The 26,523-nt window shown below is 65.1% G+C and carries 20 protein-coding genes and 2 tRNA genes; 12 read left to right on the top strand and 10 right to left on the bottom strand.

Annotated elements, in window-relative coordinates:
* Window positions 1–63 precede the first annotated feature (63 nt).
* The 5 genes from N5D48_RS18075 (at window position 64) to N5D48_RS18055 (ending at window position 3,685) form a co-directional block, all read left to right on the top strand.
* Window positions 64–1,254 carry a cellulase family glycosylhydrolase gene (locus N5D48_RS18075; RefSeq protein WP_279886865.1) on the top strand — a complete coding sequence of 397 codons (1,191 nt, stop codon included), beginning with the start codon at window positions 64–66 and terminating at the stop codon, window positions 1,252–1,254.
* A gap of 42 nt (window positions 1,255–1,296) precedes the next feature.
* Entirely contained in the window at window positions 1,297–1,701 is a 405-nt protein-coding gene (locus N5D48_RS18070) for a MarR family winged helix-turn-helix transcriptional regulator (RefSeq protein ID WP_279886863.1), read from the top strand.
* Between the two features lie 64 nt (window positions 1,702–1,765).
* A complete protein-coding gene (locus tag N5D48_RS18065; RefSeq protein ID WP_279886861.1) occupies window positions 1,766–2,968 on the top strand; it encodes an MFS transporter in 1,203 nt (400 codons plus the stop codon).
* Window positions 2,965–3,087: a hypothetical protein gene (locus tag N5D48_RS18060; protein WP_279886859.1), complete on the top strand. Its 123-nt coding sequence runs from the start codon at window positions 2,965–2,967 to the stop codon at window positions 3,085–3,087. The genes N5D48_RS18065 and N5D48_RS18060 overlap by 4 nt, the downstream gene beginning before the upstream one ends.
* A gap of 46 nt (window positions 3,088–3,133) precedes the next feature.
* Entirely contained in the window at window positions 3,134–3,685 is a 552-nt protein-coding gene (locus tag N5D48_RS18055) for a glutathione peroxidase (protein ID WP_279886857.1), read from the top strand.
* Window positions 3,686–3,755: 70 nt separating this feature from the next.
* Here the strand turns inward: N5D48_RS18055 and N5D48_RS18050 are convergent, their stop codons facing one another.
* The 3 genes from N5D48_RS18050 to N5D48_RS18040 all read right to left on the bottom strand — a co-directional run bounded on the left by N5D48_RS18050 (window position 3,756) and on the right by N5D48_RS18040 (window position 6,130).
* Window positions 3,756–5,033, bottom strand: a complete 1,278-nt coding sequence (locus tag N5D48_RS18050) for an outer membrane protein transport protein (RefSeq protein WP_279886855.1) — start codon at window positions 5,031–5,033, stop codon at window positions 3,756–3,758.
* Between the two features lie 146 nt (window positions 5,034–5,179).
* Window positions 5,180–5,662 carry a hypothetical protein gene (locus tag N5D48_RS18045; RefSeq protein WP_279886853.1) on the bottom strand — a complete coding sequence of 161 codons (483 nt, stop codon included), beginning with the start codon at window positions 5,660–5,662 and terminating at the stop codon, window positions 5,180–5,182.
* Window positions 5,663–5,905: 243 nt separating this feature from the next.
* Window positions 5,906–6,130 (bottom strand): hypothetical protein, encoded by a 225-nt coding sequence (locus N5D48_RS18040; protein WP_279886851.1) that lies wholly within the window; start codon window positions 6,128–6,130, stop codon window positions 5,906–5,908.
* Window positions 6,131–7,069: 939 nt separating this feature from the next.
* On the opposite strand from N5D48_RS18040, the gene N5D48_RS18035 reads away from it, so the two are divergent.
* Window positions 7,070–7,489 carry a sel1 repeat family protein gene (locus tag N5D48_RS18035; protein ID WP_279886849.1) on the top strand — a complete coding sequence of 140 codons (420 nt, stop codon included), beginning with the start codon at window positions 7,070–7,072 and terminating at the stop codon, window positions 7,487–7,489.
* Window positions 7,490–7,750: 261 nt separating this feature from the next.
* On the top strand, window positions 7,751–9,109 hold the full coding sequence (gene rmuC / locus N5D48_RS18030) for a DNA recombination protein RmuC (RefSeq protein ID WP_279886866.1): 1,359 nt from the start codon (window positions 7,751–7,753) through the stop codon (window positions 9,107–9,109).
* Here rmuC and N5D48_RS18025 read toward each other — a convergent pair.
* On the bottom strand, window positions 9,081–12,557 hold the full coding sequence (locus N5D48_RS18025; protein ID WP_279886847.1) for a PAS domain-containing hybrid sensor histidine kinase/response regulator: 3,477 nt from the start codon (window positions 12,555–12,557) through the stop codon (window positions 9,081–9,083). The genes rmuC and N5D48_RS18025 overlap by 29 nt on opposite strands.
* Window positions 12,558–12,874: 317 nt before the next feature.
* Window positions 12,875–14,059, bottom strand: coding sequence for an MFS transporter (locus N5D48_RS18020; RefSeq protein ID WP_279886844.1), 1,185 nt, complete (start codon window positions 14,057–14,059; stop codon window positions 12,875–12,877).
* A gap of 171 nt (window positions 14,060–14,230) precedes the next feature.
* Between N5D48_RS18020 and N5D48_RS18015 the strand changes: the two genes are divergently transcribed.
* Window positions 14,231–15,370, top strand: coding sequence for a TDT family transporter (locus tag N5D48_RS18015; RefSeq protein WP_279886843.1), 1,140 nt, complete (start codon window positions 14,231–14,233; stop codon window positions 15,368–15,370).
* A gap of 369 nt (window positions 15,371–15,739) precedes the next feature.
* Window positions 15,740–17,614 (top strand): MFS transporter, encoded by a 1,875-nt coding sequence (locus N5D48_RS18010; protein ID WP_279886842.1) that lies wholly within the window; start codon window positions 15,740–15,742, stop codon window positions 17,612–17,614.
* A 17-nt stretch (window positions 17,615–17,631) separates the two neighbouring features.
* Here the strand turns inward: N5D48_RS18010 and sugE are convergent, their stop codons facing one another.
* The 3 genes from sugE to rdgC all read right to left on the bottom strand — a co-directional run bounded on the left by sugE (window position 17,632) and on the right by rdgC (window position 20,211).
* Complete coding sequence (gene sugE / locus N5D48_RS18005; RefSeq protein ID WP_050704569.1) at window positions 17,632–17,949, bottom strand: quaternary ammonium compound efflux SMR transporter SugE; 318 nt, start codon at window positions 17,947–17,949, stop codon at window positions 17,632–17,634.
* A gap of 218 nt (window positions 17,950–18,167) precedes the next feature.
* Complete coding sequence (locus tag N5D48_RS18000) at window positions 18,168–19,130, bottom strand: bile acid:sodium symporter family protein (RefSeq protein WP_279886840.1); 963 nt, start codon at window positions 19,128–19,130, stop codon at window positions 18,168–18,170.
* A 160-nt stretch (window positions 19,131–19,290) separates the two neighbouring features.
* Window positions 19,291–20,211: a recombination-associated protein RdgC gene (rdgC, locus tag N5D48_RS17995; RefSeq protein WP_279886838.1), complete on the bottom strand. Its 921-nt coding sequence runs from the start codon at window positions 20,209–20,211 to the stop codon at window positions 19,291–19,293.
* Window positions 20,212–20,418: 207 nt separating this feature from the next.
* Between rdgC and N5D48_RS17990 the strand changes: the two genes are divergently transcribed.
* Both N5D48_RS17990 and N5D48_RS17985 read left to right on the top strand, forming a co-directional pair.
* A tRNA-Val gene (locus N5D48_RS17990) sits at window positions 20,419–20,494 on the top strand.
* Window positions 20,495–20,507: 13 nt separating this feature from the next.
* Window positions 20,508–20,584, top strand: a tRNA-Asp gene (locus N5D48_RS17985).
* Between the two features lie 626 nt (window positions 20,585–21,210).
* On the opposite strand, the gene map is transcribed toward N5D48_RS17985, so the two are convergent.
* Together map and N5D48_RS17975 are read right to left on the bottom strand one after the other, a co-directional pair.
* Complete coding sequence (gene map, locus N5D48_RS17980) at window positions 21,211–21,990, bottom strand: type I methionyl aminopeptidase (protein ID WP_279886836.1); 780 nt, start codon at window positions 21,988–21,990, stop codon at window positions 21,211–21,213.
* Complete coding sequence (locus N5D48_RS17975; RefSeq protein WP_011532704.1) at window positions 21,987–22,190, bottom strand: ParD-like family protein; 204 nt, start codon at window positions 22,188–22,190, stop codon at window positions 21,987–21,989. The genes map and N5D48_RS17975 overlap by 4 nt, the downstream gene beginning before the upstream one ends.
* 306 nt (window positions 22,191–22,496) lie before the next feature.
* Between N5D48_RS17975 and N5D48_RS17970 the strand changes: the two genes are divergently transcribed.
* A complete protein-coding gene (locus N5D48_RS17970; protein ID WP_279886835.1) occupies window positions 22,497–26,465 on the top strand; it encodes a bifunctional nitrate reductase/sulfite reductase flavoprotein subunit alpha in 3,969 nt (1,322 codons plus the stop codon).
* Window positions 26,466–26,523: the final 58 nt, after the last annotated feature.

The following is a 26,523-nucleotide window of genomic DNA, read 5'->3' as shown; positions in this document are numbered from 1 at the left end:
GGAAACTATCCCCAAGAATTGCGCTTATCCTCGTCCGTTCCTTCACCACCAGGAACCCCCGCCATGCACCCCTGGATACTCGCCAGCCTGCTGGCCCTGACCGCCATACCCGCCAGCGCCGCCGACCTGATCGATTTCTGGAACACCCCACGCCACGGCGGCAACAGTTTCAACCGCCTGCCCCCGGACCAGGCCTACTTCGATGCCCTGAAAGGCTACGGCTCCAGCTGGGTGCGCCTCTCCTACGATAAGTGGCGCCCGGCCCAACGCGATTTCCTGCTGGGCAATGCCGACGATTATCAGGGACTGGCCAGTGCCGACCTGCGGCAGCTCATCGAGGTGCTCGACCACGCCCACGCCGCTGGCCTCAAGGTGGTCATCACGCCGCTGTCGCTCCCTGGCATGCGCTGGGCGCAGAACAATCAGGACCGCTTCGACGACAGGCTGTGGCAGGACAAGCGCTTCTGGGACCAGTCCGCGCGCTTCTGGCGCGACGTTGCCCAGGCTCTCAAGGACCACCCGGCCGTTGCCGCCTACAACCTCATCAACGAGCCCGCGCCCGAGAAGCACGGTGGCTTGGCCGAGCACGCCGACCTCGACCAGATGAAACAGTGGTACGTCCGCGAGCAGGGCGGAGCGCGTGACCTGCCAGCGCTCTATCGGCAGTTGGTGGCGGCGATCCGCGAAGTCGATGACAAGACGCCGATCATGGTCGATGCCGGCTGGTACGCCGCCGCCGATGCCTTCGCCTACTGGCCCAAGGCGCTTGAGGATGAGCGCGTGCTGTACAGCGTGCACATGTACGAACCCTACGCCGCCACCAGCGCGCCCAATCTTTCTCGAAAGCAACCCTTCAGCTATCCGGGGCCTGTGCCGTTTGCCGGAAAGACCCGGCAGTGGGATGCCGAGCAGGTCGCCCGCTACCTGCAGCAACCGGTGGACTGGGCCGATTCGATGAAATTGCCGCGTTCACGGTTGGTCGTCGGCGAATTCGGCTGCATGCGGCGGCTACCCGGGTGCCGGCAATACCTGGACGATGTGCTCGCAGTGCTGGATCGCCAACACTTGCATTGGGCCTTCTATAGCTTCCGCGAGGACAGTTGGGACGGCATGGACTACGAACTGGGATCGGCGAAGGTGCCGTGGCGCTATTGGCAGGCCATCGAACAAGCCGCGCCGGACCCCTTGCCGCGCAAGGCGACGGCCGAGTTCGAACCGATCCGCCGACGGTTGCAGGCTGAAGCGCTACCGTGAAACTTCTTGCAACATCGATAATGCGGGTATATACACGTATCCATGCTGACCAGTGAATGCATCTGTACCCATCTGCGTCGTGCCGCCCGTGGGGTGAGCCGGCATTACGACGAGGCCCTTTTCGGCTTCGGCATCAATGTCGCCCAGTTTTCCCTGCTACGTCATGTGCAGCGCCTCGACCGCCCCAGCATCACCTGCCTGGCCGAGGCCATGGGCCTGGAGCGCAGCACCCTGGGCCGCAACCTCAAGGTGCTCGAGGCCGACGGCCTGGTGCGCCTGGCCGACGGCGATGACCAGCGCAACCGCGTGGTGCTGCTGAGCGAAGCGGGCAGGGCGCGCCTGGAGGCGGCGTACCCGGCCTGGCAACAGGCCCAGGCACAGTTGGTGGAACGACTGGGCGAAGGCCAGCGTGACGAGCTGGTGCGCTTGCTGGGGCAGCTTGCCTGAACGACTACGATAGAAAGCGGGTATATACCCGTATCAACCTTGCGATGGGCTGGAGACAACGACAATGACTTCCCTTTGGCGGAGCAGCGGTTGGGTACTTCTGGGGGCGGCGCTGATCCTGGCGCTGTCGCTGGGGGTGCGACATGGTTTCGGCCTGTTCCTGGCGCCGATGAGTGCCGAGTTCGGCTGGGGCCGCGAGGTATTCGCCTTCGCCATCGCCCTGCAGAACCTGATCTGGGGCCTGGCCCAGCCCTTTACCGGTGCCCTGGCCGACCGCCTGGGCGCCGCCAAGGTGGTGGTGATCGGCGGCATCCTCTACACCGCCGGCCTGGTGATGATGGGCATGGCCGATTCGGCCTGGTCGCTGTCGCTGAGCGCCGGCCTGCTGATCGGCATCGGGCTGTCCGGCACGTCGTTCTCGGTGATCCTCGGCGTGGTCGGGCGCGCCGTTCCACCGGAGAAACGCAGCATGGCCATGGGCATCGCCAGCGCGGCGGGTTCCTTCGGCCAGTTCGCCATGCTGCCCGGCACCCTGGGCTTGATCCAGTGGCTGGGCTGGTCGGCGGCCTTGCTGGTGCTGGGCCTGATGGTGGCGCTGATCGTGCCGCTTGTGGGCATGCTGCGCGATCGTCCGCTGCCCAGCCAGGGCGCTGAGCAGAGCCTTGGCCAGGCCCTGCGCGAGGCCTGCTCGCACTCCGGCTTCTGGCTGCTGGCGCTGGGCTTTTTCGTCTGTGGCTTCCAGGTGGTGTTCATCGGCGTGCACCTGCCGGCCTACCTGGTCGACCAGCACCTGCCAGCGATCACCGGCACCACCGTGCTGGCGCTGGTCGGCCTGTTCAATATCGTCGGCACCTACACGGCGGGCTGGTTGGGTGGGCGCATGTCCAAGCCGCGCCTGCTGACTGGCCTGTACCTGCTGCGTGCGGTGGTCATCGTGCTGTTCCTCTGGGCACCGGTGACGCAGTTCAGCGCCTACCTGTTCGGCATCGCCATGGGCCTGCTGTGGCTGTCCACGGTACCGCTCACCAATGGCACCGTGGCCACGCTGTTCGGCGTGCGCAACCTGTCGATGCTTGGCGGCATCGTGTTTCTGTTCCACCAGCTGGGCGCCTTCCTCGGTGGCTGGCTGGGCGGCGTGGTGTATGACCAGACCGGCAGCTACGACTTGGTGTGGCAGATCTCGATCCTGCTCAGCCTGTTGGCCGCGGCCCTCAATTGGCCGGTGCGCGAGCGCCCGGTCGCGCGCCTGCAGGCCCAGGCCGCATGAACCGCCTGCTGGGGCGTGGCCTGCTGCTTGTCGGCGCGCTGCTGGTGCTGGCGTTGGTATGGTGGGGCTGGCACAAGGGTGGGCTGGCGCTGATGCAGTTGGGCATGGGCTTGTGTTAAGCGCTACCCTGCACATTCAAGGAATCATGTGCAGGAGACCGATATCATGCATGCACGCTGGCTGACCCTACCCCTGCTGGCCCTGGCCGCCGCCACTTCGAGCTGGGCGGCGGACTGCCCGGCGCTGCTCCAGGGCAGCCTGCCGGAGCTGCGCGGCAAGGAGCAGATCGATCTGTGCCAGCGCTTCGCCGGCAAGCCGTTGGTGGTGATCAACACCGCCAGCTATTGCGGCTTCGCTCCGCAGTTCGAAGGGCTGGAGGCGACGTACCAGGAGTACCACGAGCAGGGCCTGGAAATGCTCGGTGTGCCGTCCAACGATTTCAAGCAGGAGGACGCCGACAGCGAGAAGACCGCCAAGGTCTGCTATGCCAACTACGGTGTGACCTTTGCCATGACCAAGGCCCAGCCGGTGCGTGGCAAGGACGCGATCCCGCTGTTCGTCGAGCTGGCCCGGCAGAGCAGCGCGCCGAAGTGGAACTTCTACAAGTACGTGGTGGACCGCAAGGGCAAGGTGATCGGTAACTTCTCCAGCCTGACCAAGCCGGACGATCCAGCGTTCAAAGCGGCGATCGAAAAGGCCATCGCCTCGCAGCCTTGACCTGAGCGCCGCGTGTTCCAGGCATGAAAAAACCGCCACGAGGGCGGTTTTTTCATGCGGCGGGCATTGCTCAGAAGCGGTAGGTCAGCGAAGCACCAACGCCATGGGCGCTGTTCTCGTACTTGGCCTGGTAGCTGCCTTTGAGACCTGCTTCGCCAATGCTGTGTGGCTGGTTGTTGACCTTGGTGTCCTCTTCCCACAGGTAGGAGTAGGCCACGTCGATGGTCATGTCGTCGGTCGGGCTCCAGCCGGCACCGATGCTGAAGATCTTGCGATCGCCAGTGGGGATGCGCGGAGAGCGGTTGGTGTTGTTGGTCGGTGACTGGTCAACCGAGAAACCGGTGCGCAGAACCCACTCCTTGTTCACCTTGTAGGAGGCGCCAATGGCGTGAGCCCAGGTGTCGTGCCAGTTCTGTTCCTCGGAGATGGTCGCGAACTGCCCGGCAGGGCCTGCCGGAACGTCGTTGTTGACGGTGATCGCCTCCAGGCGGCTCCAGCGGGTCCAGGTGCTGCCTGCGTACAGGGTCCACTGGTCATCCAGCTCGTGGGTGACCGAGAAGTCCACCGACTCGGGCGTCTTGATCTTCAGCGACGCATCGAACTTGTTGCCGTCCAGGCCTAGCAGCGGATAGCTGACCTTGGTCTTGCCTTCGAGCTTGTAGTCGACCATCGAGTGGTAGGTCAGGCCGACACGGGTGCGGTCGGTGGCTTGTACCAGGATGCCGATGTTGTAGCCAACGGCGGTATCGTCGCCCTTGATCTTGACCTCGCCATCGGCCGGAGCGCGGGGCGAGATGCTGGCCAGGTTCGAGCCCAGCTCGCCCTTGATGCGGTTGATGGTCGGGCCGAAACCGATCGAGACCTTGTCGTTGAACGCGTAGCTCACGGTCGGCTGGAAGGTCACGACCTCGACATGGCTCTTCTTGCCCCAGTAGCGCGCGGCATCGTCGCTACCGTAGTCGGTGACCAGGCCGAATGGCACGTAGACGCCGAAACCGACGCTCCAGTGGTCATCGATCGACTTGACGTAGTAGCCCATCGGTACACCGACCACAGGCACCATGTCACCGTCGGTTTCTCCCCCTTTGTTGCTGCCAGGCCCGGAAATATCGGACTTGGCGATGACCGCGGCACCGCCGACGGTCATTTGGTCGCGCTTCAGGCGGGACATGCCCGCCGGGTTGCCGTACACGGTACTTGCATCTTCGGCAGCGGAAGAACGACCCGCAAAACCTGTCCCCATGCCACTGACGCTCTGCTCGTTCAGGGCAAAACCACTGGCGAGCAATTGACTGGAAGCGAGGGCAACGGCAACGCCGAGAGAGGTTTTGAGCATAACTTTTTTCATTATTAGAAACTCCTTGGGATCTCCGGGGCGAAAAGCTACCAACAAATACCGCTCCACGCTATAGGCTGAAACGCAGGAGATAGAGCGGTTTTGTAGGACAATCCGACCAAAATTCCATTTTTTCATGTTGCGAATGCGAACGGTTGTCAGGAAGCCATCACCGATTCCGGGGCGATGCAGTGATGCCAGGCCTGGGTGAAGTCCCGCAGGCGTCCCGGGGGGTGGAAGGTCTGGCGCCAGATACGTGCCAGGCCCAGCAAGTCGTCGGCTGCCGGCAAGGGCGTGGCCTGCTCTTCGATGAGCATCCAGGCGATGGCCGTGGCATAGCGCAGATTGACGGTCAGTTCGAGGTGGGGGCCGCCGAGGAAGGCGTGCTGGCTGGCCAGTCCGCGGACCAGGCTGGCCAGTTCGGGGTCGCGGGCAAGGAAGTCGTCCCACAGGCAGCGGTGGCGATGTTCGCCGATCCGGTACAGGCCATGGCCGCGCCGGTCATGCAGGGCGGAGCCCAGGCCCGACTGGCTGGCGGCAACACCCAGCAACAATGCTTCGGCGCTGGCGCAGTGGCGGTCCAGGTAGATCAGCGTGGGTCTGATCACATATCGACTCAACTCGTTCGCAGCGATGCCCATGATGCCCTCTGCTGAAAAGGCCGACGGGCGCTGGAGCTTGGCAGCTGGTGAGTGGTCAGGCCCGCCGGAAGCGGCAAGCGCCGCTCGAGTTGAAGTGTAGTGTGATAACTGTGGTGTAAAGGGCTGTTTTTAAATCGATTGCAGCCCGAAGGCGCGGGGTATATGCCCGCTGGCGATTAAGCCAATTACCTTCAGGCTGGCGCTGCGATGGCGTATTCATGGCGTTTATCGTCCGCCATTCATTCATGCGGTCAGCGACTGCCGCGTGCGCTCGATCACCGCCTGCAGCGGCTCGGCCCGGTTGTACTGCTCAGGGTAGAGACGCTCGCTGTGGCAGGCGACGCCATGTTCGTCGACCAGGGTGAAGCTGAAGCTGCCCTTGCGTGGGGCGACGATCAGGCACTTCAGTGGTGCGAAGGCCTGGGAAAGGGTGCCGAAGGCAGCCTGGATTTGTTGGTGGTTGCTCATATTGTTGGATGTTCCTGCGTAAGACACGGTTTTCGATCCGTGCACAATAGAAACGTTCCAGTGACGTCTTTATTAAGGAGACGCAGAACCTGACTGGAACAGGGCAGCCAGAGGGGCGCATGCAATAGGTGGGCGCTGGGCTGACTGGTAGGTACGACAGAAGGCAGGCAGCACTCCGAGGCCAGGGTTCTAGGCGCCGGGGAAGATCCTGATCAATCTGATACGTGATTCGTGCCAGGCAAGGATTGCCAAGTGAATCATCGAATGGGCCGGTCCTGATGGGCAGCGCATGCTCGTGTTCGAGCGTCGGGCTGGAGGGACGTGATGGCCAGAATGACTTTCAGCTGGGTACTAACGGGGCGCAACCCTACACGAACATTAGAGGCATTGCAAGTGTTTGGCTTTTATTGCGCGGAGCCGGCCATTATGTCGCCTATCGGCTTGGCTGTGAAGAGGTGAGATGCCTCGTCGACACGCCCCATGTACCGTTTTCGTGCATCGGCATGCCGTGCGATGGTGCACTTGTACACATTCGCACGGGGACCTGTAACCCACTTGCAACATCCTGTGGACGGCTCGCCAATGACTTGACTCAAGGGGTAAGTCAATGAAAAAAAACACTAATTTTTGCTGGTGAAAAAATCGTCAGTTTGACTGAAAGCCCCATTTTGCAGGGGTTTGCGGGCTGTCATGGATGGTTGTCCACCGAGTTATCCACAGCTTCTGTGGATTGTCCCGGGCGCTTGCTCTAGCACGGGCGTGCCAGCTGTTTCACCAAGTGTCCGACAATCGGGCGGCAGGCGTGGCACCGGCATTTTCCCCACGACGACGTCAAGAAAAAAACATCGAAAAAAATTCGCTAAGCCATAAGTCGACCAGGCCAGATCCGGCAAAAAGGAGTAGAGTGGCGCGCCTTTCGAGTCACCATCGCTGTCGGTCATGAAGCTTCGCGGTAAACACCATCCCAGTCCTGTCACCTCGCCATCGTCGCCTCCCTCCAAGCGCTTTTCGCTGAAAGTGGCCTTGTGGTTGCTCGACAGCCCGCGCCTGGGCGACAAGCCCAGCGTCAAGCACTTGGCCGGGCGCCTGCTCAAGCAACCTGCGCGTCAGGGCGTGGTGGTGGCGCAGAGCCGCCTGGGGCAGATGCTGTGCCGCGATTGCGGCAATGCCCGTGATCGGCGTATTGGCCATGAACTGCTGCGCCAGGCGGCCCGTGCCGGTGATCGCCGGGCCCAGCTGGAATATGGGCGGTTGTGCCAGGCCCAGGAGCCGGAGCAGTCTCGCTATTGGCTGGAGCTGGCGGCGGGGCAGGGCTCGCAGGAGGCGCGGCGGTTGTTGCGCCAGTGGTTCGGCGGTTAGCCAAAGCAGCTTGCTCACGATTACGCGTTCCCCTGTAGGAGCGGCCTTGTGTCGCGAAAGGGCGCTCCTACAGGGGCATCGATCAGGCAACCCTGGCAACAGGCTGATAAGCTGCGCAGCATTCGTCAACGTTCGATCGGGGTAAGCATGACAGTGGATCTGACCAGCATTCTGCTGGGCTTGGTGGCGGGGGCCGTGCCTTGCCTGGGCTGGATCATGCACCTGCAGCGTGGCCAGGGCGCGCGCAACGCCGAACAGGCCCTGCAGCAAGAGCGCCTGAATGCCGCGCAACTGGCCCAGGCCGGCCTGCAGGCGCAGCTGGACGCCAGCCGCGACGAGATCAGCGACCTCAGCGAGGCCAACACCGCCAAGCAGACCCAGTTGGCCGCCCAGGGGCGCGAGCTCGAACTGCTGCAGATCGACCGCGACAATGCCCGCGATGCCGCCCATGCCTGGAGCCTCGAGCGCGCCAACCGCGAGGCCGAACTGCGGCGCCTGGAGGCCCAGGGCGCGCGCCTGGAGGCGGAACTGCGCGAGCAACAGGAAAACCACCAGCAACGCCTGGAGGACCTGCAGCAAGCCCGTGACACCCTGCGCGCCCAGTTCGCCGACATGGCCACCAAGATCTTCGACGAGCGCGAGCAGCGCTTCGCCCAGACCAGTCAGCAGCACCTGGGCCAGTTGCTCGACCCGCTCAAGGAGCGCATCCAGGCGTTCGAGAAGCGCGTCGAGGAAAGCTACCAGCAAGAGGCGCGCGAGCGTTTTTCCCTGGGCAAGGAACTGGAGCGCCTGCAACAGCTCAACCTGCGCCTGTCCGACGAAGCCACCAATCTCACCCAGGCGCTCAAGGGCCAGAAGACCCAGGGCAACTGGGGCGAGCTGATCCTGGAGCGGGTGCTGGAGCATGCGGGCCTGGAGAAGGGGCGTGAGTACCAGACCCAGGTCAGTCTCAAGAGTGCCGACGGTGAGCGTTTCCAGCCCGACGTGCTGATCATGCTGCCGGGCGACAAGCAGGTGGTGGTCGATGCCAAGGTCAGCCTCACGGCCTACCAGCAGTTCGTCGGCAACAACGACGAGGCTGCGCTCAAGCAGCATGTGCAATCGCTGCGCAGTCACGTCAAAGGGCTGTCGAGCAAGGACTACAACCGTCTGGAGGGCTTGCACAGCCTCGATTTCGTGCTGTTGTTCGTGCCCATCGAGGCGGCTTTCTCGGCCGCCCTGCAAGCCGAGCCCAACCTGTTCCAGGAAGCTTTCGACCGACAGATCGTGATCGTCAGCCCGACCACCCTGCTGGCCACCCTGCGGGTGATCGACAGCCTGTGGAAGCAGGAGCGCCAGGGCCAGAATGCCCGCGAGATCGCCGAGCGCGCCGGCTGGCTCTACGACAAGTTCGTGCTGTTCATCCAGGACCTGGACGAGCTGGGCGCGCGCCTTGCCCAGGTGGACAAGGCCTACGCCGCGGCGCGCAACAAGCTGTGCGAGGGGCGCGGCAACCTGGTCAGCCGCAGCGAGCAGCTCAAGCTGCTCGGCGCCCGGGCCAGCAAGAGCCTGCCGGCCGAGCTGATCGAGCGCGCGCTGACCGACGAGGCCCTTACTGAACCAGGCTCAGATGCCGATTGAGCAGGGCGCGCAGGGCTGCCGGCTTGACCGGCTTGGCCAGGTAGTCGAGACCGGCGGCGTGGACCAGGGCGATGGTCTCGTTGCGCCCGTCGGCGCTGATCACCACGCCCGGCACCGGCTCGCCCAGGCGCGCCCGTAGCCAGCCCATCAGGCCGGTGCCGGTCTCGCCATCGTCCAGGTGGTAGTCCACCAGCGCCAGGTGCGGGCGCAGGCCCTTGCCCAGCAACGCCTCGCATTCGGCCTGGTTGCGTGCGGTCCACACCTGGCAGCCCCACCGGCTGAGCAGGCTGTTCATGCCGATCAGGATGCTGTCTTCGTTGTCCACGCACAGCACCTGCAGGCCGGCCAAGGGTTGACCGACCTGTTCCACGGGGGCCACCGCCACGGGCGCGGGGCTCCGGGCGATCGGCACGCCGACGCGGAACACGCTGCCCTTGCCCGGCCAGGAGCGCACTTGCAGCGGATGCCCCAGCACCCGGCACAGGCCATCGGCGATCGCCAGGCCCAGGCCCAGGCCCTTCTCGGCGCGGGTGCGGTGGCTGTCCAGGCGTTTGAATTCCTGGAAGATCACTTGCAGCTTGTCGTCGGCGATGCCTGGGCCACGGTCCCATACCTCCAGCCACAGGCGCCCGCCCTGGCGTCGCACGCCCAGCAGGATCGGGCTCTTGCCGTAGCGCAGGGCATTGGTGAGGAAGTTCTGCAGCACTCGACGCAGCAGTTTCATGTCGCTGTCCACCCGCAGGCGGCTGCCGCGCAGGCGGAATTCCTGGTCTTTCTCGGCGGCCAGCACCTTGAACTCGGCGCCAAGGGTGTCGAACAGCTCATTGAGGGCGAATGGCTTGACGTCGGGACTGACCTTGCCGTTTTCCAGGCGCGAGATGTCGAGCAGGTCGCTGATCAGCTCTTCGGCCGAACGCAGCGAGCTGTCCATGTGCTGCACCAGCTGGCGGGCCTCGTCGTTCATGCCTTCGGCCTGCTGCGACAGGGCGGCGGAGAACAGCCGGGCGGCGTTGAGCGGTTGCATCAGGTCGTGGCTGACGGCGGCGAGGAAGCGCGTCTTGGACTGGCTGACCGCTTCGGCGCGGCTCTTGGCCTCGGTCAGTGCCAGGTTGAGCTGCGACAGTTCGTGGGTACGTTCGGCGACCCGCTGCTCCAGCCCTTCGTTGGAGTCGCGCAAGGCCTGCTCGGCCTCACGGAACGGGGTGATGTCGGTGAAACTCATGACGAAGCCGCCGCCGGGCATCGGGTTGCCGATCAGTTCGATCACCCGGCCATTGGGGAACAGGCGTTCGGAGGAGTGCGCACGGCCCTGGCGCATCCAGTGCAGGCGTCGCGCCACATGGACCTGGGCCTCGCCCGGGCCGCACAGGCCGCGTTCGGCGTTGTAGCGGATGATGTCGGCGATCGGCCGGCCGACGCTGATCAGCCCGTCGGGGTAGTTGAACAGCTCGAGGTAGCGGCGGTTCCAGGCCACCAGGTGCAGGTTCTGGTCGACCACGCTGATGCCCTGGTTGATGTTCTCGATGGCGCCTTGCAGCAGCGCCCGGTTGAATTGGAGCACTTCGCTGGCTTCGTCGGCGATACGCACGACATCTTCCAGCTGCATGTCGCGGCCTTCGATGGCCGCCTTGACCACCGCACGGGTCGAGGAGGTGCCGAGCACGCCGGCGAGCAGGCGTTCGGTATGCTCGATCCAGTCGCCGTCGGCGTTCTGGTTGGGGTTGAAGCCCTTGCCCTGGCGGTAGGCGAAGCGGATGAAGCTTTGCCGGGCGCGTTCCTCGCCGACGAAACGCGCGGCGAGCTTGAGCAGGTCGTCGATCTGCACCGCCAGCAGTGGCTTGCTGGACGGGCGCGCGCTGGTCTGCTGGCCGATGAAGCGCCCGGCCTGCCAGTGCTCGGACACCCGTGTGCGCGACAGCAGCGAAACCCAGGCGAACAGGGTGAAGTTGCCCGCCAGCGACAGCACCACGCCCTGGGTGAGCGGGGTGATCGGCAGGTTCAGGGGGTTGCCGTGCAGCCACGCCAGGCCTGGGAACAGCGACAGCGACCAGCCCAGGCTGTGGGCGGCGATCGGCAGCACCAGGGTGTAGAACCACAGGAAGATGCCAGCGGCGAGCCCGGCGAACACGCCACGGCGGTTGGCCTGTTTCCAGTACAGCGCGCCGAGCATGGCCGGGGTCAGCTGGGTCACCGCGGCGAAGGCGATCTGGCCGATGGTGGCCAGACTTGCGGTGGAGCCGAGCAGGCGATAGCTGACATAAGCCAGCAGCAGGATGACCACGATGGTCACCCGGCGCACCGAGAGCATCCAGTGGCGGAACACCTCGAATGGGCGCTCGGCATTGTTGCGCCGCAGCAGCCAGGGCAGCAGCATGTCGTTGGAGACCATGGTCGACAACGCCACGGCCTCGACGATGACCATGCCGGTGGCGGCCGAGGCGCCGCCGATGAAGGCCAGCAGGGCCAGGCTCGGGTGGGCCTCGGCCAGTGGCAGGCTGATCACGAAGGAGTCGGAAATCACCGTGCCCGGCAGCAGCATCTGCCCGGCCAGGGCGATCGGCACCACGAACAGCGCTGCCAGGGCCAGGTACAGCGGGAACACCCAGCGGGCCAGGCGCATGTCCTGGGACTCGATGTTCTCGACCACGGTGACGTGGAACTGCCTGGGCAGGCAGATGATCGCCATCATCGCCACGGCGGTCTGCACCACCATCGACGGCCAGTTGATGGTTTCGTTCCAGTATTCGCTCAGGTGTACCGACTGGCGCGCCTGGCTGAACAGGTCGTCGAAGCCGTCGTACAGGTTGAACACCACGAAGACGCCCACGGCGAGGAAGGCCAGCAGCTTGACCAGCGACTCGAAGGCGATGGCCAGGACCATGCCGCGGTGGTGCTCGGTGACGTCCAGGCTGCGGGTGCCGAAGACGATGGCGAACAGCGCCAGCACCAGCGATACCACCAGCGCGGTGTCCTGCACGCGGCTGCCGGTGGCGTCGGCATTGGCGCCGATCAGCAGGTTCACGCCGAGCACGATGCCCTTGAGCTGCAGGGCGATGTAGGGCAGCACGCCGACCAGGCAGATCAGCGCCACCACCACCGCGAGGCTCTGTGACTTGCCGTAGCGGGCGGCGATGAAGTCGGCGATGGACGTGATGTTCTGCTGCTTGCTGATCAGCACCATCTTCTGCAGCACCCAGGGCGCGAAGATCAGCAACAGCACGGGGCCCAGATAGATGGGCAGGAAGGCCCAGAGCTGCTCGGCGGCCTGGCCGACCGCGCCGAAGAAGGTCCAGCTGGTGCAGTACACCGCCAGCGACAGGCTGTATACCCAGGCGCGCAGGCGCGGCGGCAACGGCGTGCTGCGGCGGTCGCCATAGAAGGCGATGGCGAACATGATGGCCATATAGGCCAGGGCGACCACGGCGATCAGCCCGCTGGACAACGACATGCAAACTCCGGAGCAAGAAAAGAAACGCGGTCCCGATCAATCAGTCTGGCACGCAGGGCGCGGTTCGTCAGCGCCGACGATGGTCGCAGTGGCAGGTCGTCGCAGGGCCAATGGGTAGCACCGGCAAAAGCCTCGCACAGCTCAAGTCATGCGCTATGCCTCTGTGGCAGCGGGCTTGCCCGCGAAGCAGGCGCTGCGGAGTCTGGCACCGGCTACGCCGGTGTTCGCGGGCAAGCCCGCTCCCACAGGGGACCGGGCCAGATTAAAGGATGTCTCCGGTTGTACATTAGGGGTTGCACAAGGCAGTTGCCTCCACGTCATGCCGGACGGCGTGTCCCCAGGTAATAGAAACACCCCGCCAGTATCACCGAGCCGATCAGCAGGTAGAACACCGCCGCCGGCATCAGGTGCCCCAGCGCCAGGCCCACCAGCATCGGTCCCAGCCCGGCGCCCAGGTTGGAGAGATTCTGTGCGCCGTAGTAGATCCCGCGCAGATGTTCCGGCGCGATCAGGTCGATGAACATGAACTCGGCCGGGATCACGATGATCTCGCCCAGGGTGAACACCAGCATGGCCAGGCACCAGGCCGGCGCCGAAGCGGCCACGGAGAAACCGAGCAGCCCGGCGATGAACATGGCCATGCCGGCCATCAGCCAGCCCATCAGGTGCTGGCGGGTGATGCGCCGACCGATCACGTACTGCAGGACGATCACCGTGACGGCGTTGGTGGTCACCAGGTAGCCCACCAGCCGCGCCACCTGAGCGGGGTCCTGGATAGCCACCACCAGGTATTGCGACAGGTAGGCGGTGAACTGCCCGAACACCACGGCACTGAGCACGCCGCCGAGGGTGAAGCAGACCAGCCGGCGATCGCGCACCATGCCCAGGGCGACCTGGGCGAAGCCTGCCGCCGGTTCGCCCTCGGCACGGCTCATCAGGTCGCGCTGGCCCAGGCGGTAGTAGGTCAGGCTCAGGCCAACGCCGATCAGGGCCGAGACCAGGAACGGCAGGTGGTCGTCGGCGCCGATCAGCAGCACGCCGAGCATCGGTCCAGCGGCCCAGGCGATGTTGTTGAAGGTGTACTTGATGGCGAAGACTTCGCCGCGCTTGTCCTCCGGCAGCAAGGCGCAGAAGCCGGCCTTGGCGGCGATGTCCACCACGGTCTGGGCCAGGTTGGCCACCACCAGGAAGCAGAAGAACAGCATGGCCGAGGTGCTGGCCACGATGCCCACGAAGGCCAGGGCGAACACCAGCGTGCTGGCGACGATCAGCGTATGGCTGCGCAGGGTGTCGACCAGGTGGCCGCCATAGAGCCCCAGCAACGACGCCAGGAACATCGCGCCACCGACCAGCAGGCCGGTCTGGCCGATCGACAGGCCCATGTGCGCGGACAGGTAGACCACCAGGTAGGGCAGGGTGATCGCCCGGGCCATGGTCAGGGTGAAGGTGGTGAACAGCAGCAGGCGTACAGCTTTGGGGTAGCCCTTGAGAGCAGTGAGCATCGACACGTCCTTGTCATTCTTGTCGTGGGAAAGCCGCGCCAAGCATATTCCAGCACACGGGGTCTTTGCTATATCTAAAGAATAGATAACAATTAGAGAAATTACCCGTTATATAGATATTCGATGCAGGCATAAGATGAATCCACCTTACACAAGGCCAGGAGACATTCCATGCCATGCCCACAGACCCGCGCCGCCTCGTGGCGCCCGCTCAGCCAGCTGGCCCATCCCCGCGAGGTGATCCGCCAGTTCACCCCCAACTGGTTCGCCGCCACCATGGGCACCGGCGTGCTGGCGCTGGCGTTTCACCAGTTGCAGGTGCCCGGCCTGGACAGTCTGGCGGAAGGCTTGTGGTGGCTGACCATCGGCCTGTTCGTCCTGTTCTGTGTCCTGTATGGCGCCCGCTGGTTGCTGTTCTTCGACGAGGCCCGGCGCATTTTCGCCCATTCCACGGTGTCGATGTTCTTCGGCACCATCCCCATGGGCCTGGCCACCATTCTCAATGGTGCGCTGGTGTTCGGCCTGGCGCGCTGGGGAGAGGCGCTGGTGCCCTGGGTCGAAGCCTTGTGGTGGCTGGATGTGGGCCTGGCGCTGCTGTGCGGCGTGGCGATTCCCTACCTGATGTTCACCCGCCAGGAACACAGCATCGACCAGATGACCGCCGTCTGGCTGCTGCCGGTGGTGGCGGCCGAGGTCGCCGCTGCCAGCGGCGGGCTGCTGGCGCCGCACCTGGTGGACGCGCACCGGCAGTTCCTGGTGGTGATCACCAGCTATGTGATGTGGGCGGTATCGTTGCCGGTGGCCTTCAGCATTCTCACCATCCTCATGCTGCGCATGGCGCTGCATAAATTGCCGCCGGCCAACATGGCCGCCTCCAGCTGGCTGGCGCTCGGGCCGATCGGCACCGGCGCGCTGGGCATGCTGGTGCTGGGCGGCGATGCGCCAGCGGTGTTCGCCGCCAATGGCCTTGGCAGTCTCGGCGAAGTGGCCAGGGGGCTTGGCCTGGTAGTCGGCATCGTGCTCTGGGGCGCCGGGTTGTGGTGGTTGCTGACGGCGGTGCTGATCACCTTGCGCTACATGCGCCAGGGCATGCCGTTCAACCTGGGATGGTGGGGCTTCACCTTCCCGCTGGGCGTGTACTGCCTGGCGACCTTTAAACTGGCGGCCTGGCTGGGGTTGGGGTTCTTCGCGGTGTTCGGCCAGGTGCTGGTGGTGGCACTGGCGCTGCTCTGGATGCTGGTGGCCAGCCGGACCTTGCGCGGGGCCTGGCGGGGGGAGTTGTTCGTGTCGCCGTGCATCGCCCAGCGCTGAGCGCGTGCGTGGGGCCCAGCAAGCGACGCGCCGTGTGGCACCGGCTGCGCCGGTGTTCGCGGCTAAAGCCGCTCCCACAGCAAACCGCGCCGACCTCGAACCACGCACCGTACCTGTGGTAGCGGGCTTGCCCGCGAAGCAGGCGACGCGGAGCTTGGCACCGGCTTTGCCGGTGTTCGCGGCGGTTCGGCGCCCCGACAAGCCCGCTCCCATAGGGATCGCGCCAGGTTGAACAATCTGAGCAAGACGGCTGCTCCCTCCGGATCCCGGCTTGCTGCCCGGTTGTGTCGCAGGGCATTCCCGTGCAGATTTGTGGCTTTACGCGCTGTGCGTGCCTCCAATGACAAAGCCCAACCAGGTACACGGACGATGAGTCACCCCTCGCAATTCACCCTGCTCGGCAAGCGGCGTTTCCTGCCGTTCTTCATCACCCAGTCGCTGGGCGCCTTCAACGACAACCTGTTCAAGCAGTCGCTGATCCTGGCGATCCTCTACAAGCTGAGCCTGGAAGGCGATCGCTCGATCTGGGTCAATCTGTGCGCCTTGCTGTTCATCCTGCCGTTCTTCCTGTTCTCGGCGCTGGCCGGGCAATTCGGCGAGAAGTTCGCCAAGGATCGCCTGATCCGGGCGATCAAGCTGGCCGAGATCGTCATCATGGCCGTCGGCGCGACCGGTTTCGTCACCCATCATCTGGAACTGATGCTGGTGGCGCTGTTCGCCATGGGCACCCATTCGGCGCTGTTCGGCCCGGTGAAGTACTCGATCCTGCCCCAGGCCCTGCGCGAAGAGGAGCTGGTGGGAGGCAACGGCCTGGTCGAGATGGGCACCTTCCTGGCGATCCTGGCAGGCACCATCGGCGCCGGGGTGATGATGTCCTCGTCCAGCTATGCCACGGTGGCGGCGACGGGAGTGGTCGTCACCGCCGTGCTCGGTTACCTGGCCAGCCGCTGGATTCCCCGGGCTGCCGCGACTGCACCGCAAATGAAGCTGGACTGGAACATCTTCAAGCAGTCCTGGGCCACGCTGCGCCTGGGCCTGGGGCAGACGCCAGCGGTGTCCCGTTCGATCGTCGGCAACTCGTGGTTCTGGTTCGTCGGCGCGATCTACCTGACGCAGATCCCGGCGTATGCCAAGGACTGGCTGCATGGCGACGAGACCGTGGTCACCCTGGTGCTGACCCTGTTCTCGGTAGGCATCGCCGTCGGCTCGCTGCTGTGCGAGCGCCTGAGCGGGCGCAAGGTGGAGATCGGCCTGGTGCCGTTCGGCTCGTTCGGCCTGACCCTGTTCGGCCTGCTCTGGTGGTGGCACTCCGGCGATGTGCCGGTGGGCCAGGCGCCCCATGACTGGCTGGCCCTGCTTGGCATGAGCGAGGCCTGGTGGATCATGCTCTCGATCGTCGGCCTGGGTGTGTTCGGCGGTTTCTACATCGTGCCACTGTATGCGCTGATCCAGGCGCGCACGCCGGAGGGCGAGCGGGCCCGGGTGATCGCCGCCAACAACATCCTCAATGCGCTGTTCATGGTGGTGTCGGCTGTCGTCACCATCGTCCTGCTGAGCCTGGCCAAACTGAGCATCCCGCAGCTGTTCCTGGTGGTCTCGTTGCTCAACATCCTGGTCAACGCCTATATCTTCCGCATCGTGCCGGAATTCACCATGCGTTTCCTGATCTGGCTGCTCAGCCACTCGATGTACCGGGTCGAGCACCGCGACCTGCAGCGCATTCCCGACGAGGGCGCGGCGCTGCTGGTGTGCAACCACGTGTCGTTCGTCGATGCGCTGCTGATCGGCGGCGCGATTCGCCGGCCGATCCGTTTCGTCATGTACTACAAGATCTACAACCTGCCGGTGCTCAATTTCGTGTTCCGCACCGCTGGCGCCATTCCCATTGCCGGGCGCGGCGAGGACGAGGCTACCTACGAGCGTGCCTTCGCCTGTATCGCACAGTACCTGGCCGATGGCGAGCTGGTGTGCATCTTCCCCGAGGGCAAGTTGAGTGGCGACGGCGAGATCGACGTGTTCAAGGGCGGCGTGAACCGAATCTTGCAGGAGACACCGGTGCCGGTGATTCCGCTAGCATTGCAGGGGCTGTGGGGCAGCTTCTTCAGTCGCGATCCGAACAAGGGCTTCTTCAGGCGCCTGTGGTCGCGGGTGACCCTGGTGGCTGGCGCCGCCATCCCGGTGGAGGCGGCGCAGCCCGAGGCGCTGCGCGAACAGGTGAGCCTGCTGCGCGGCGACTTGCGTTGAAGGGGAAGGGGTGAGGGTCAGCTGGCGCTGACCTTCAGGCCGACCAGGCCGGTGATGATCAGGGCGACGCTGGCCAGGCGGATCAGCGCCATGGATTCGCCGAACAGGATGATCCCGGCGATCACCGTGCCGACCGCGCCGACGCCGGTCCAGATGGCATAGGCGGTGCCCAGCGGCAGTTCCTTCATGGCCAGGCCCAGCAGGCCGAGGCTGATGACCATGGCGCCGACAGTGAGAATGGTGGGCATGGGGCGGGTGAAGCCATCGGTGTACTTGAGGCCGACAGCCCAGCCGACTTCGAACAGGCCGGCGAAGAACAGGATGATCCAGGACATGGTGAGTCTCCATCGCTATCTAATAATGATGGGGCCGTCCCCTGATTGGTCACGCGCTGCGTCGTAAGGTCGTCCTCACAGTGCGCACTATAGTGCACATTTGGCGCAAAGGAGGCAAGCCTGGGGGATGGATGGCCACGGCGCCGGCCTCTTCGCGGGCAAACCCGCCCCCCAGGGTTCAACGTGTGGGAGCGGGCTTGCCCGCGAAGAAGCCAGCCTCAATGCCTGACCGGTACCGCAGCCTGGTCCGCATCCGGGGCACCCATGCGCCGGAACCAGGTCGACAGCAAGGCCCCGGAAATGTTGTGCCACACGCTGAACAGCGCGCTGGGCACCGCCGCCAAGGGCGAGAAATGCGCCGCCGCCAGGGCCGCGCCCAGCCCCGAATTCTGCATGCCGACCTCCAGTGCCAGCGATTTGCGCTGGGCCAGCGGCAATTTGCACAGCTTGCCGGTCAGGTAGCCGAGCAAAAAGCCGAAGCCGTTGTGCAGCACCACCACGGCCATGATCAGCAAGCCCGATTCGGCGATCTTCGCCTGGCTGGCCGCCACCACCGCGCAGACGATCATCACGATGCTCACCACCGACACCAGCGGCAGCACCTGCACCGCCAGGTGCACCCGGGTGCCGAGCAGGCGCTGGGCCAGCACGCCGAGCACGATCGGCAGCATGACCAGCTGCAGGATCGACCAGAACATGTCCATGAACGAGACCGGCAGCCAGGCCGAGGCCAGGAACCAGATTAGTGCCGGGGTGAGCAGCGGCGCCAGCAAGGTGGTGACCCCGGCGATGGCCACCGCCAGCGCCAGGTCGCCCCTGGACAGCCAGACCATCACGTTGGAAGCCGTGCCGCTCGGGCAGCAGCCGACCAGGATCACGCCCACGGCGATCTCGGGTGGCAGCTGGAACAGTTGGCACAGCAGCCAGGCCATGCCCGGCATGATCACGAAGTGCGCCACCACCCCCAGCGCCACGCGCCAGGGCTGGCGGGCGACTGCGGCGAAATCGTCGAGCTTGAGGGTCAGGCCCATGCCGAACATCACCAGGCCGAGCAGGGGCACGATCGCGACCTTGAGGGCGACGAACCACTGCGGCATGACGAACGCCAGGCAGGCGAACAGCAGCACCCAGAGAGCGAAGGTGTTGCCGACGAAGCGGCTTAGGGCGGCGAGGGCGCGCATGGACAGGTCCTTGTTCTTGTAGGTTGATTTTTCACTGGCCTCTTCGCGGGCAAGCCCGCTCCCACAGGGGCAATGCAATCCCTGTGGGAGCGGGCTTGCCCGCGAAGAGGCCAGTGCCGACAACGTCACTGACGGCGTCGGCACTGGCGGATCATGCGACTCAGACCCCCTGCGGGATCTCCTCGCCACCCAGCGCCTCGAACAGCGCCGGCAGGAACTCGGTGAAGGTCATCATCATCAGGGTGAAGCTGGCGTCGAACTGTTGCTGAGCCTCGTCGCCGCCATCCTGCTCGGCCTGCTCCTGCAGCAGTTCCTCGAATTTCAGGCGCTTGATCACGGTCTTGTCGTCCAGCACGAACGACAGCTTGTCCTGCCAGGCCAGGGCCAGCTGGGTGACCACCTTGCCGGTGCTCAGGTGCAGCTGGATTTCCTCGCCGGTCAGGTCCTGGCGCTTGCAGCGCACGATGCCGCCGTCTTCGCCGGTATCGCGCAGCTCGCACTCGTCCAGCACATAGAAGCCTTCGGCGGCTTGTTGCCCTTTGACCCAGTCGGTCATGGTCGCGACCGGGGCGATCTTCACGGTGACCGGGCGCACCGGCAGCGAGCCCATGACTTCGCGCAGGGTCGACAGCAGGTCCTCGGCGCGCTTGGCGCTGGCCGAGTTGACCAGGATCAGGCCCAGGCGCGGGGCGATGGCGGCGAAGATCATCGAGCGGCGGATGAAGGCGCGCGGCAGGAAGGCCTGGATGATCTCGTCCTTGATCTGGTCGCGTTCTTTCTTATAGACCTTGCGCATTTGCTCGGTCTCGATCTCTTCGACCTTTTCCTTGACCGCATCGTTGACCACGCTGCTGGGCAGGATGCGTTCTTCCTTGCGCGCGGCGATCAGCAGGAAGTCGCCGCTGACATGCACCAGGGGCGCGTCGGCGCCTTTGCCGAACGGGGCGACGAAACCATAGGTGGTCAGTTCCTGGCTGGCGCAGGGGCGGGCCGGCTTGCTGGCCAGGGCGGCTTCCAGTGCTTCAGGCTCGAACGGGACATCCTGGGTCAGGCGATAGGTCAGCAGGTTCTTGAACCACATGAGGGGGAATCTCTCCTTAATGCATAAGGCGGGCATTATTCTCCGAGCGGTGGTTCCAGGCCAACCCTGTCAGAGGGCCAGTAGCGTCTTATTGCAGGGAGGGAACCTGCAGTGTGCTAGGTCTTTGAAAGATCAGAAAAAAAATTTGAAAAAAGTGCTTGCCAGGGTGGGATGTCCTCCGTAGAATGCGCGCCACACCGAGACGAAGGGTGATTAGCTCAGCCGGGAGAGCATCTGCCTTACAAGCAGAGGGTCGGCGGTTCGATCCCGTCATCACCCACCACTCGATGTATAGCGCGGCGGTAGTTCAGTCGGTTAGAATACCGGCCTGTCACGCCGGGGGTCGCGGGTTCGAGTCCCGTCCGCCGCGCCATATTCAAGCTTCCAGGGCCCACTGAACACCCGGAAGCCACAAAGAAAGCGACCTTAGGGTCGCTTTTTTTGTTTCTGCCTGCGCCAGGCTGCCTCAGCCCCGTATTCGCGGGTAAACCCGCTCCCACAGGGTCGTGCATATTTTCAGCGTCCATCGCTCTTCTGTTGGAGTGGGTTGGAGCAGTCAATATGCATCCAGCCGTCAGATTCCCAATTTCAAACCCCGCCGCGCTCTTGCTCTTGCTCTTGCTCTTGCTCTTGCTCTTGCTCTTGCTTCTAAGCGCGCGATAGTCCAGGCGCCACAAATTGCGACTTCAGTAGGCCGAGCGCAGGACTTGCGGAGGGAGGTGACGGGCATGGATGCCCGTCAAGCGCTGCGGCCCAGGATGGGCCGTTCAGCGCGGTCCTCCCGGGAGCAAGGCCGGAGCGAGGGAACCCCGAAGCGAAGCGTAGGGGCCGGATGAATGGAGCGGAACGGTTTTGCCTACTTTTCCCACGAGAAAAGTAGGCCGCCGTAAAGGCGGAAAGGTGACTAAATGTCGCCATCGCCTTCGAATGTGAATAAAAAAATCAAAACAATAACTCCAGACCCAGACCCAGACCCAGACCCAGACCCAGACCCAGACCCTACCCCCCAGCCCCTTCCTCCCGCCGTAACGTCAACACTTCATACCCCGTCTCAGTCACTGCCACCGTATGCTCCCACTGCGCCGACAACGCGTGATCACGGGTGATCACCGTCCAGCCATCACGCAGGCTACGCGTCCCCCGCCCTCCTTGGTTGATCATGGGTTCGATGGTAAACACCATCCCCGGCTGCAGTTTCATGCCGGTGCCTGGCTGCCCGTAGTGCAGGACTTCCGGCGCTTCATGCATCTGCATGCCGATGCCATGCCCGCAATACTCTCGCACGACGCTGTAGCCGGCGGCTTCGGCATGGCTCTGGATGGCATGGCCGATATCGCCGAGCGTGGCCCCCGGGCGGACCTGCTCGATGCCCTTCCACAGGGCGGCGTAGGTGGTATCGACCAGCCGCCGGGCGTCATCGCTGATCCGCCCGAGGCTGTACATCTTCGATGAATCGGCGATGTAGCCGCCTTGTTCCAGGGTGATGTCGACGTTGACGATCGATCCTTCGCGCAGCACCTCGTCGACCTTGGGCATGCCGTGACAGACCACATGGTCCACCGAGGTGTTGAGCGCGTAGGGAAAACCGTACTGCCCCTTGCTCGCCGGCCTGGCCTTGAGGGTTTCGACGATGAACGCCTCGGCGCGATCGTTGATCTGCATGGTCGTCACCCCAGGGCGGATGAAACCATCGAGGTCGGCGAACACCCGGGCCAGCAGCTGGCCGGCGCGACGCATCAGCTCGAGTTGCGCGGCGTCCTTGAGGATGACCTTGCTCATTGCAGCAGTTCCTTGAGGTTGGCCTGCTCCTGGCGCAGCAACTGGCGCAGCAGGTCCTGGTAGGTGGCTTGCGGGTGCAGCTCGGCGAGCATGCCGAGGCGGATCCAGTGTTCGGCCTGGGCGTTGATCGAGCGCGACAGGGCGGCGCTGGCCACGCGCAGGTCTTCGTGGAGGTCGTCGGAGATCTTGACGATGCCCATGGGAATATCATCCGTATACGAAATGTATTCGAATCATATGGTTTTGGGCCTTGATGTGCCACCCGCTGGTGCGCGAATCCCTGTCTCGGTGCACGAATTGTCATGGAACAGGCCCCCAGGTTCGCCAGCGCGCCGCCGAACCTGGGGGCCGCGATGAGCTGGCCCGGGATTTGCTGATTCAGAGACATCCAGGCCATCAACGTCGATGGCCATTCTCGTCACGACGAAGGCGCCGTGTCGCCCCGCTTGCCGCTTGCAGGCCGGGGTGGCCGGCGCCTTCGTCGTTCCAGCAGCAGGAGTACGTCGATGAGCGGCAGCGAGGTGCGCAGTGTCTGTCCGTATTGCGGGGTCGGATGCGGGATCGTCATGAGCGTGAGCGACGGCAAGGTGGTCAAGGTCAGCGGCGACAAGCAGCACCCGAGCAATTTCGGGCGCCTGTGCAGCAAAGGCCAGACCGCCCACCTGCCGCTGGGCAATGGACGCATGGTTCAGGCGTTCGTACGCCGCCAGCGCAGTCAGGAGCCGGTGCGCAGCGGCATGGACGCGGCCATCGTCGAGACGGCCGGGCGCCTGCGCACGATCATCGACGCGCATGGCGCCGATGCCGTGGCGTTGTACGTGTCCGGGCAGATGTCGCTGGAGGCCCAGTACCTGGCCAACAAGCTGGCCAAGGGCTTTATCCGCACCCGTCATATCGAGTCCAACTCGCGCCTGTGCATGGCCAGTGCCAGCAGCGGCTACAAGCAGTCGCTGGGCGCCGACGGGCCGCCGGGCAGCTATCAGGATTTCGAGCGCGCCGAGGTGTTCCTGGTGATTGGCGCGAACATGGCCGACTGTCACCCGATCCTGTTCCTGCGCCTGCTCGATCGGCTCAAGGCCGGGGCGAAGCTGATCGTCGTCGATCCCCGGCGCACGGCCACCGCCGACAAGGCCGACCTGTTCTTGCAGGTGCGTCCGGGCACCGACCTGGCGCTGCTCAACGGGCTGCTGCACCTGCTGCACGCCAACGGCGATATCGACAGCGATTTCATCGCCCGCCATACCGAAGATTGGGAGACGCTGCCGGCCTTTCTCGACGACTACCATCCCGAACGGGTCGCGGCCATCACCGGCCTGGCCGAGGCCGATATCCGCGAGGCCGCGCGCCTGATCGGCGGCGCCGGCGAGTGGATGAGCTGCTGGACCATGGGCCTGAACCAAAGCATCCACGGTACCTGGCACAGCAACGCCCTGTGCAACCTGCACCTGGCCACCGGCGCCATCTGCCGCCCCGGCAGTGGGCCGTTCTCGCTCACCGGCCAGCCCAACGCCATGGGTGGGCGCGAGATGGGCTACATGGGGCCGGGCCTGCCGGGGCAGCGCTCGGCCCTGGTCGAGGCCGACCGTGCCTTCGTCGAACAGCAGTGGCGACTGCCAGCAGGCACGCTGCGCAGCGAGGGCGGCGAAGGCACCGTGGCCTTGTTCGAGCAGCTCAAGCGCGGCGAGGTGAAGGCCTGCTGGATCATCTGCAGCAACCCCGTGGCCAGCGTCGCCAACCGTCAGCAGGTGATCGACGGCCTGCGCCAGGCGCAACTGGTGATCAGCCAGGATGCGTTCCTGGACAGCGAGACCAATCGCTACGCCGACATTCTCCTGCCCGCCGCACTGTGGGCCGAGGGCGAGGGCGTGATGATCAACAGCGAGCGCAACCTCACCTTGATGCCGCGAGCCGTCGCGCCTCCCGGCGAGAGTCTGGAGGACTGGCGCATCATCGCCCGTATCGCCTGCGCCATGGGCTATGCCGAGGCCTTCGACTACGCCGATGCCGAAGCGGTGTACGACGAGATCCGGCGCTTTCACAACCCCGCCAGCGGCTATGACCTGCGCGGCATCGGCTATGCCGAGCTGCGCCAGGGGCCATGGCAGTGGCCGTGCGCGCCCGGGCGCGGGAATGATCGCAGCCCACTGCGCTATGTCACCGACGGCAGCCCGTCGACACTGGTCTTCCCCACCGCCAGCGGCAAGGCGCGGTTCCTTGCCCGGCCCTGGCTGCCGCCGACCGAGCTGCCCGACCAGGCGTTCCCGTTCGTGCTCAACACCGGGCGTGTGCAACACCACTGGCACACCCTGACCAAGACCGGCAAGGTGGCGAGCCTGAACAAGCTCGAACCCGGCCCTTTCGTCGAGATCAATCCTGCCGATGCCCGGCGCCTGGGCATCGCCGATCGCGACCAGGTATCCATCCGCTCGCGCCGAGGCCAGGCGCTGCTGCCGGCGCGCCTCAGCGAGCGAGTGTTGCCGGGTGGCTGCTTTGCGCCGTTTCATTGGAACGATCTGTATGGCGAGCACCTGGCGATCAACGCGGTGACTTGCGACGCGGTCGATCCGACTTCGCTGCAGCCGGCTTTCAAGCACTGTGCCGTGGCGCTGGAGCGGGTCGCCGGACCGCGCATCGACGCCCTCGACCTCAACCATGCCATGCCCGAGGAGTCCGCCGCCGTGCCGACCGCCACGCTGTCCCGCCTGCTTGGCCTGCAAGCGCTGCCGACACCGGTGCTGACGGAACAGGAGCGCCATTATCTGCAGGGGTATCTGCTCGGCCTCGGCCAGGCGCGCGGCGAAGGGGTGCCGAGCCTGCCGGTCTGCGCGCCGCTGGCGCCCGAGCGGCGGCTGTTCGTCGATGGCCTGTTGGCCGGTCTGTTCGCCCGTGCGGCGTCCGAGCCTGCCGCCGTGGTGCCGCGTCATCGCGTGCTGTGGGCTTCGCAGACCGGCAATGGCGAGGCGTTGGCCGAACGCTGCGCGCAACGCCTGCGCGAGGCGGGCCTGGCGGTCGAACTCAGCTGCCTGGAGGCGGTAAGCCCGGCGCAACTGCAGGATGCCGCCAGCGTGGTGCTGATTGCCAGCACCTTCGGCGACGGCGATGCCCCGGACTGTGGCGCGGCGTTCTGGCAGGCCTTGCAAGGGCAGACGAACGCTGTCGCCTGGCCCTACGCGGTGCTGGCCCTGGGCGATTCGAGCTACGCTCAGTTCTGCGGTTTCGGACGCAAGCTCGACCAGCGCCTGGCGGAGCTCGGCGGGCGACGCCTGCTGGCGCGGGTCGACTGCGAGCCTGATTTCGACGCGCCGTTCGCCGCGTGGCTCGACGCCTTGCTGCCGGCGCTGGGCAGCGCCGCGTCTGACGCTGGCGCCCTCGATGTTCCCGTTGTCGCACAGCGTCCCTGGCCTGCGCGCTTGCTGGAAAATCGCCTGCTCAACAACCCCGGCTCGACGAAGGAGACCCGGCAACTGGTGTTCGACCTCGCCGGCAGCGGTCTGGACTACCAGCCCGGCGATGCGCTGCGGGTCTGGCCGCGCAATTGCCCGGCGCTGGTCGACGAACTGCTGGCGCTGATGCAGCTCGACGGCCAGACCCAGGTTCAGCTCGACGGGCACGCGCCCATGCCGCTGTCGCAGGCGCTGGAACGCCATCTGGAGATTGCCCGGGTCACCGTGCGACAACTCGAAGCGTTCAGCCAGCAGGCGGGCGCCTTGGGTGAACTGCTGCTGCCCGAGCGCCAGGGCGAGCTCAAGGCCTGGACATCGGGGCGCCAGCTGGCGGACGTGCTGCGCGAGTTTCCCCAGCGCTTGCCGCTGGAGCGCTGGCTGGCGCTGCTCAAACCCTTGCAGCCACGCCTGTATTCGATCAGCTCCAGCCCCAGGGCGCATCCCGGTCAGGTGCACCTGACCGTTGCCACGGTGCGTCATGGTGAACGCAAGGGCGTCTGCTCGAGCTTTCTCGCCGATCGCGCGGATGACCTGGAGGTGGCGATCCTGCCGCAACCGTCGAAGCATTTTCGCCTGCCCGAGGATGATCGTACGCCGATCATCATGATCGGTCCCGGTACTGGAATCGCCCCGTTCCGGGCCTTTCTCGAGGAACGCGAGCAGCGTCGGGCCGTCGGCGGCAACTGGCTGTTCTTCGGCGAACAGCAGGCGGCGTGCGACTTCTATTACCGCGAGCAGCTGCAGGCCTGGGAGGCCAGCGGGCATCTGCGCCTGAGCACGGCGTTCTCCCGTGACCAGGCCGACAAGGTCTACGTGCAACAGCGCATGCGGGAGCAGGGCGCCGAACTGTGGCGCTGGCTGGAAGCGGGAGCGTACGTGTATGTCTGCGGCGATGCCCAGCGCATGGCCAGGGACGTGGACGCGGCGTTGCGTCGGCTGGTGGCCGAGCAGGGTGGCATGAGCGACGAGGCGGCGGCTGCCTATGTCGAGGCGCTGGGGCGGGACAAGCGCTATCGGCGGGATGTGTACTGAGTGCCCTGGGTTGGTGAGGGGCGCACCTTGATTGTGCGTTTCAGGTAGGGAGTGTTGC

Origin of the sequence: Pseudomonas sp. GD03858 (genome assembly GCF_029840925.1) — a bacterium.
GTDB lineage: Bacteria > Pseudomonadota > Gammaproteobacteria > Pseudomonadales > Pseudomonadaceae > Aquipseudomonas.
The sequence above is the reverse complement of the archived record's forward strand: the minus strand, read 5'-3'. Positions and strand labels throughout refer to the sequence as shown.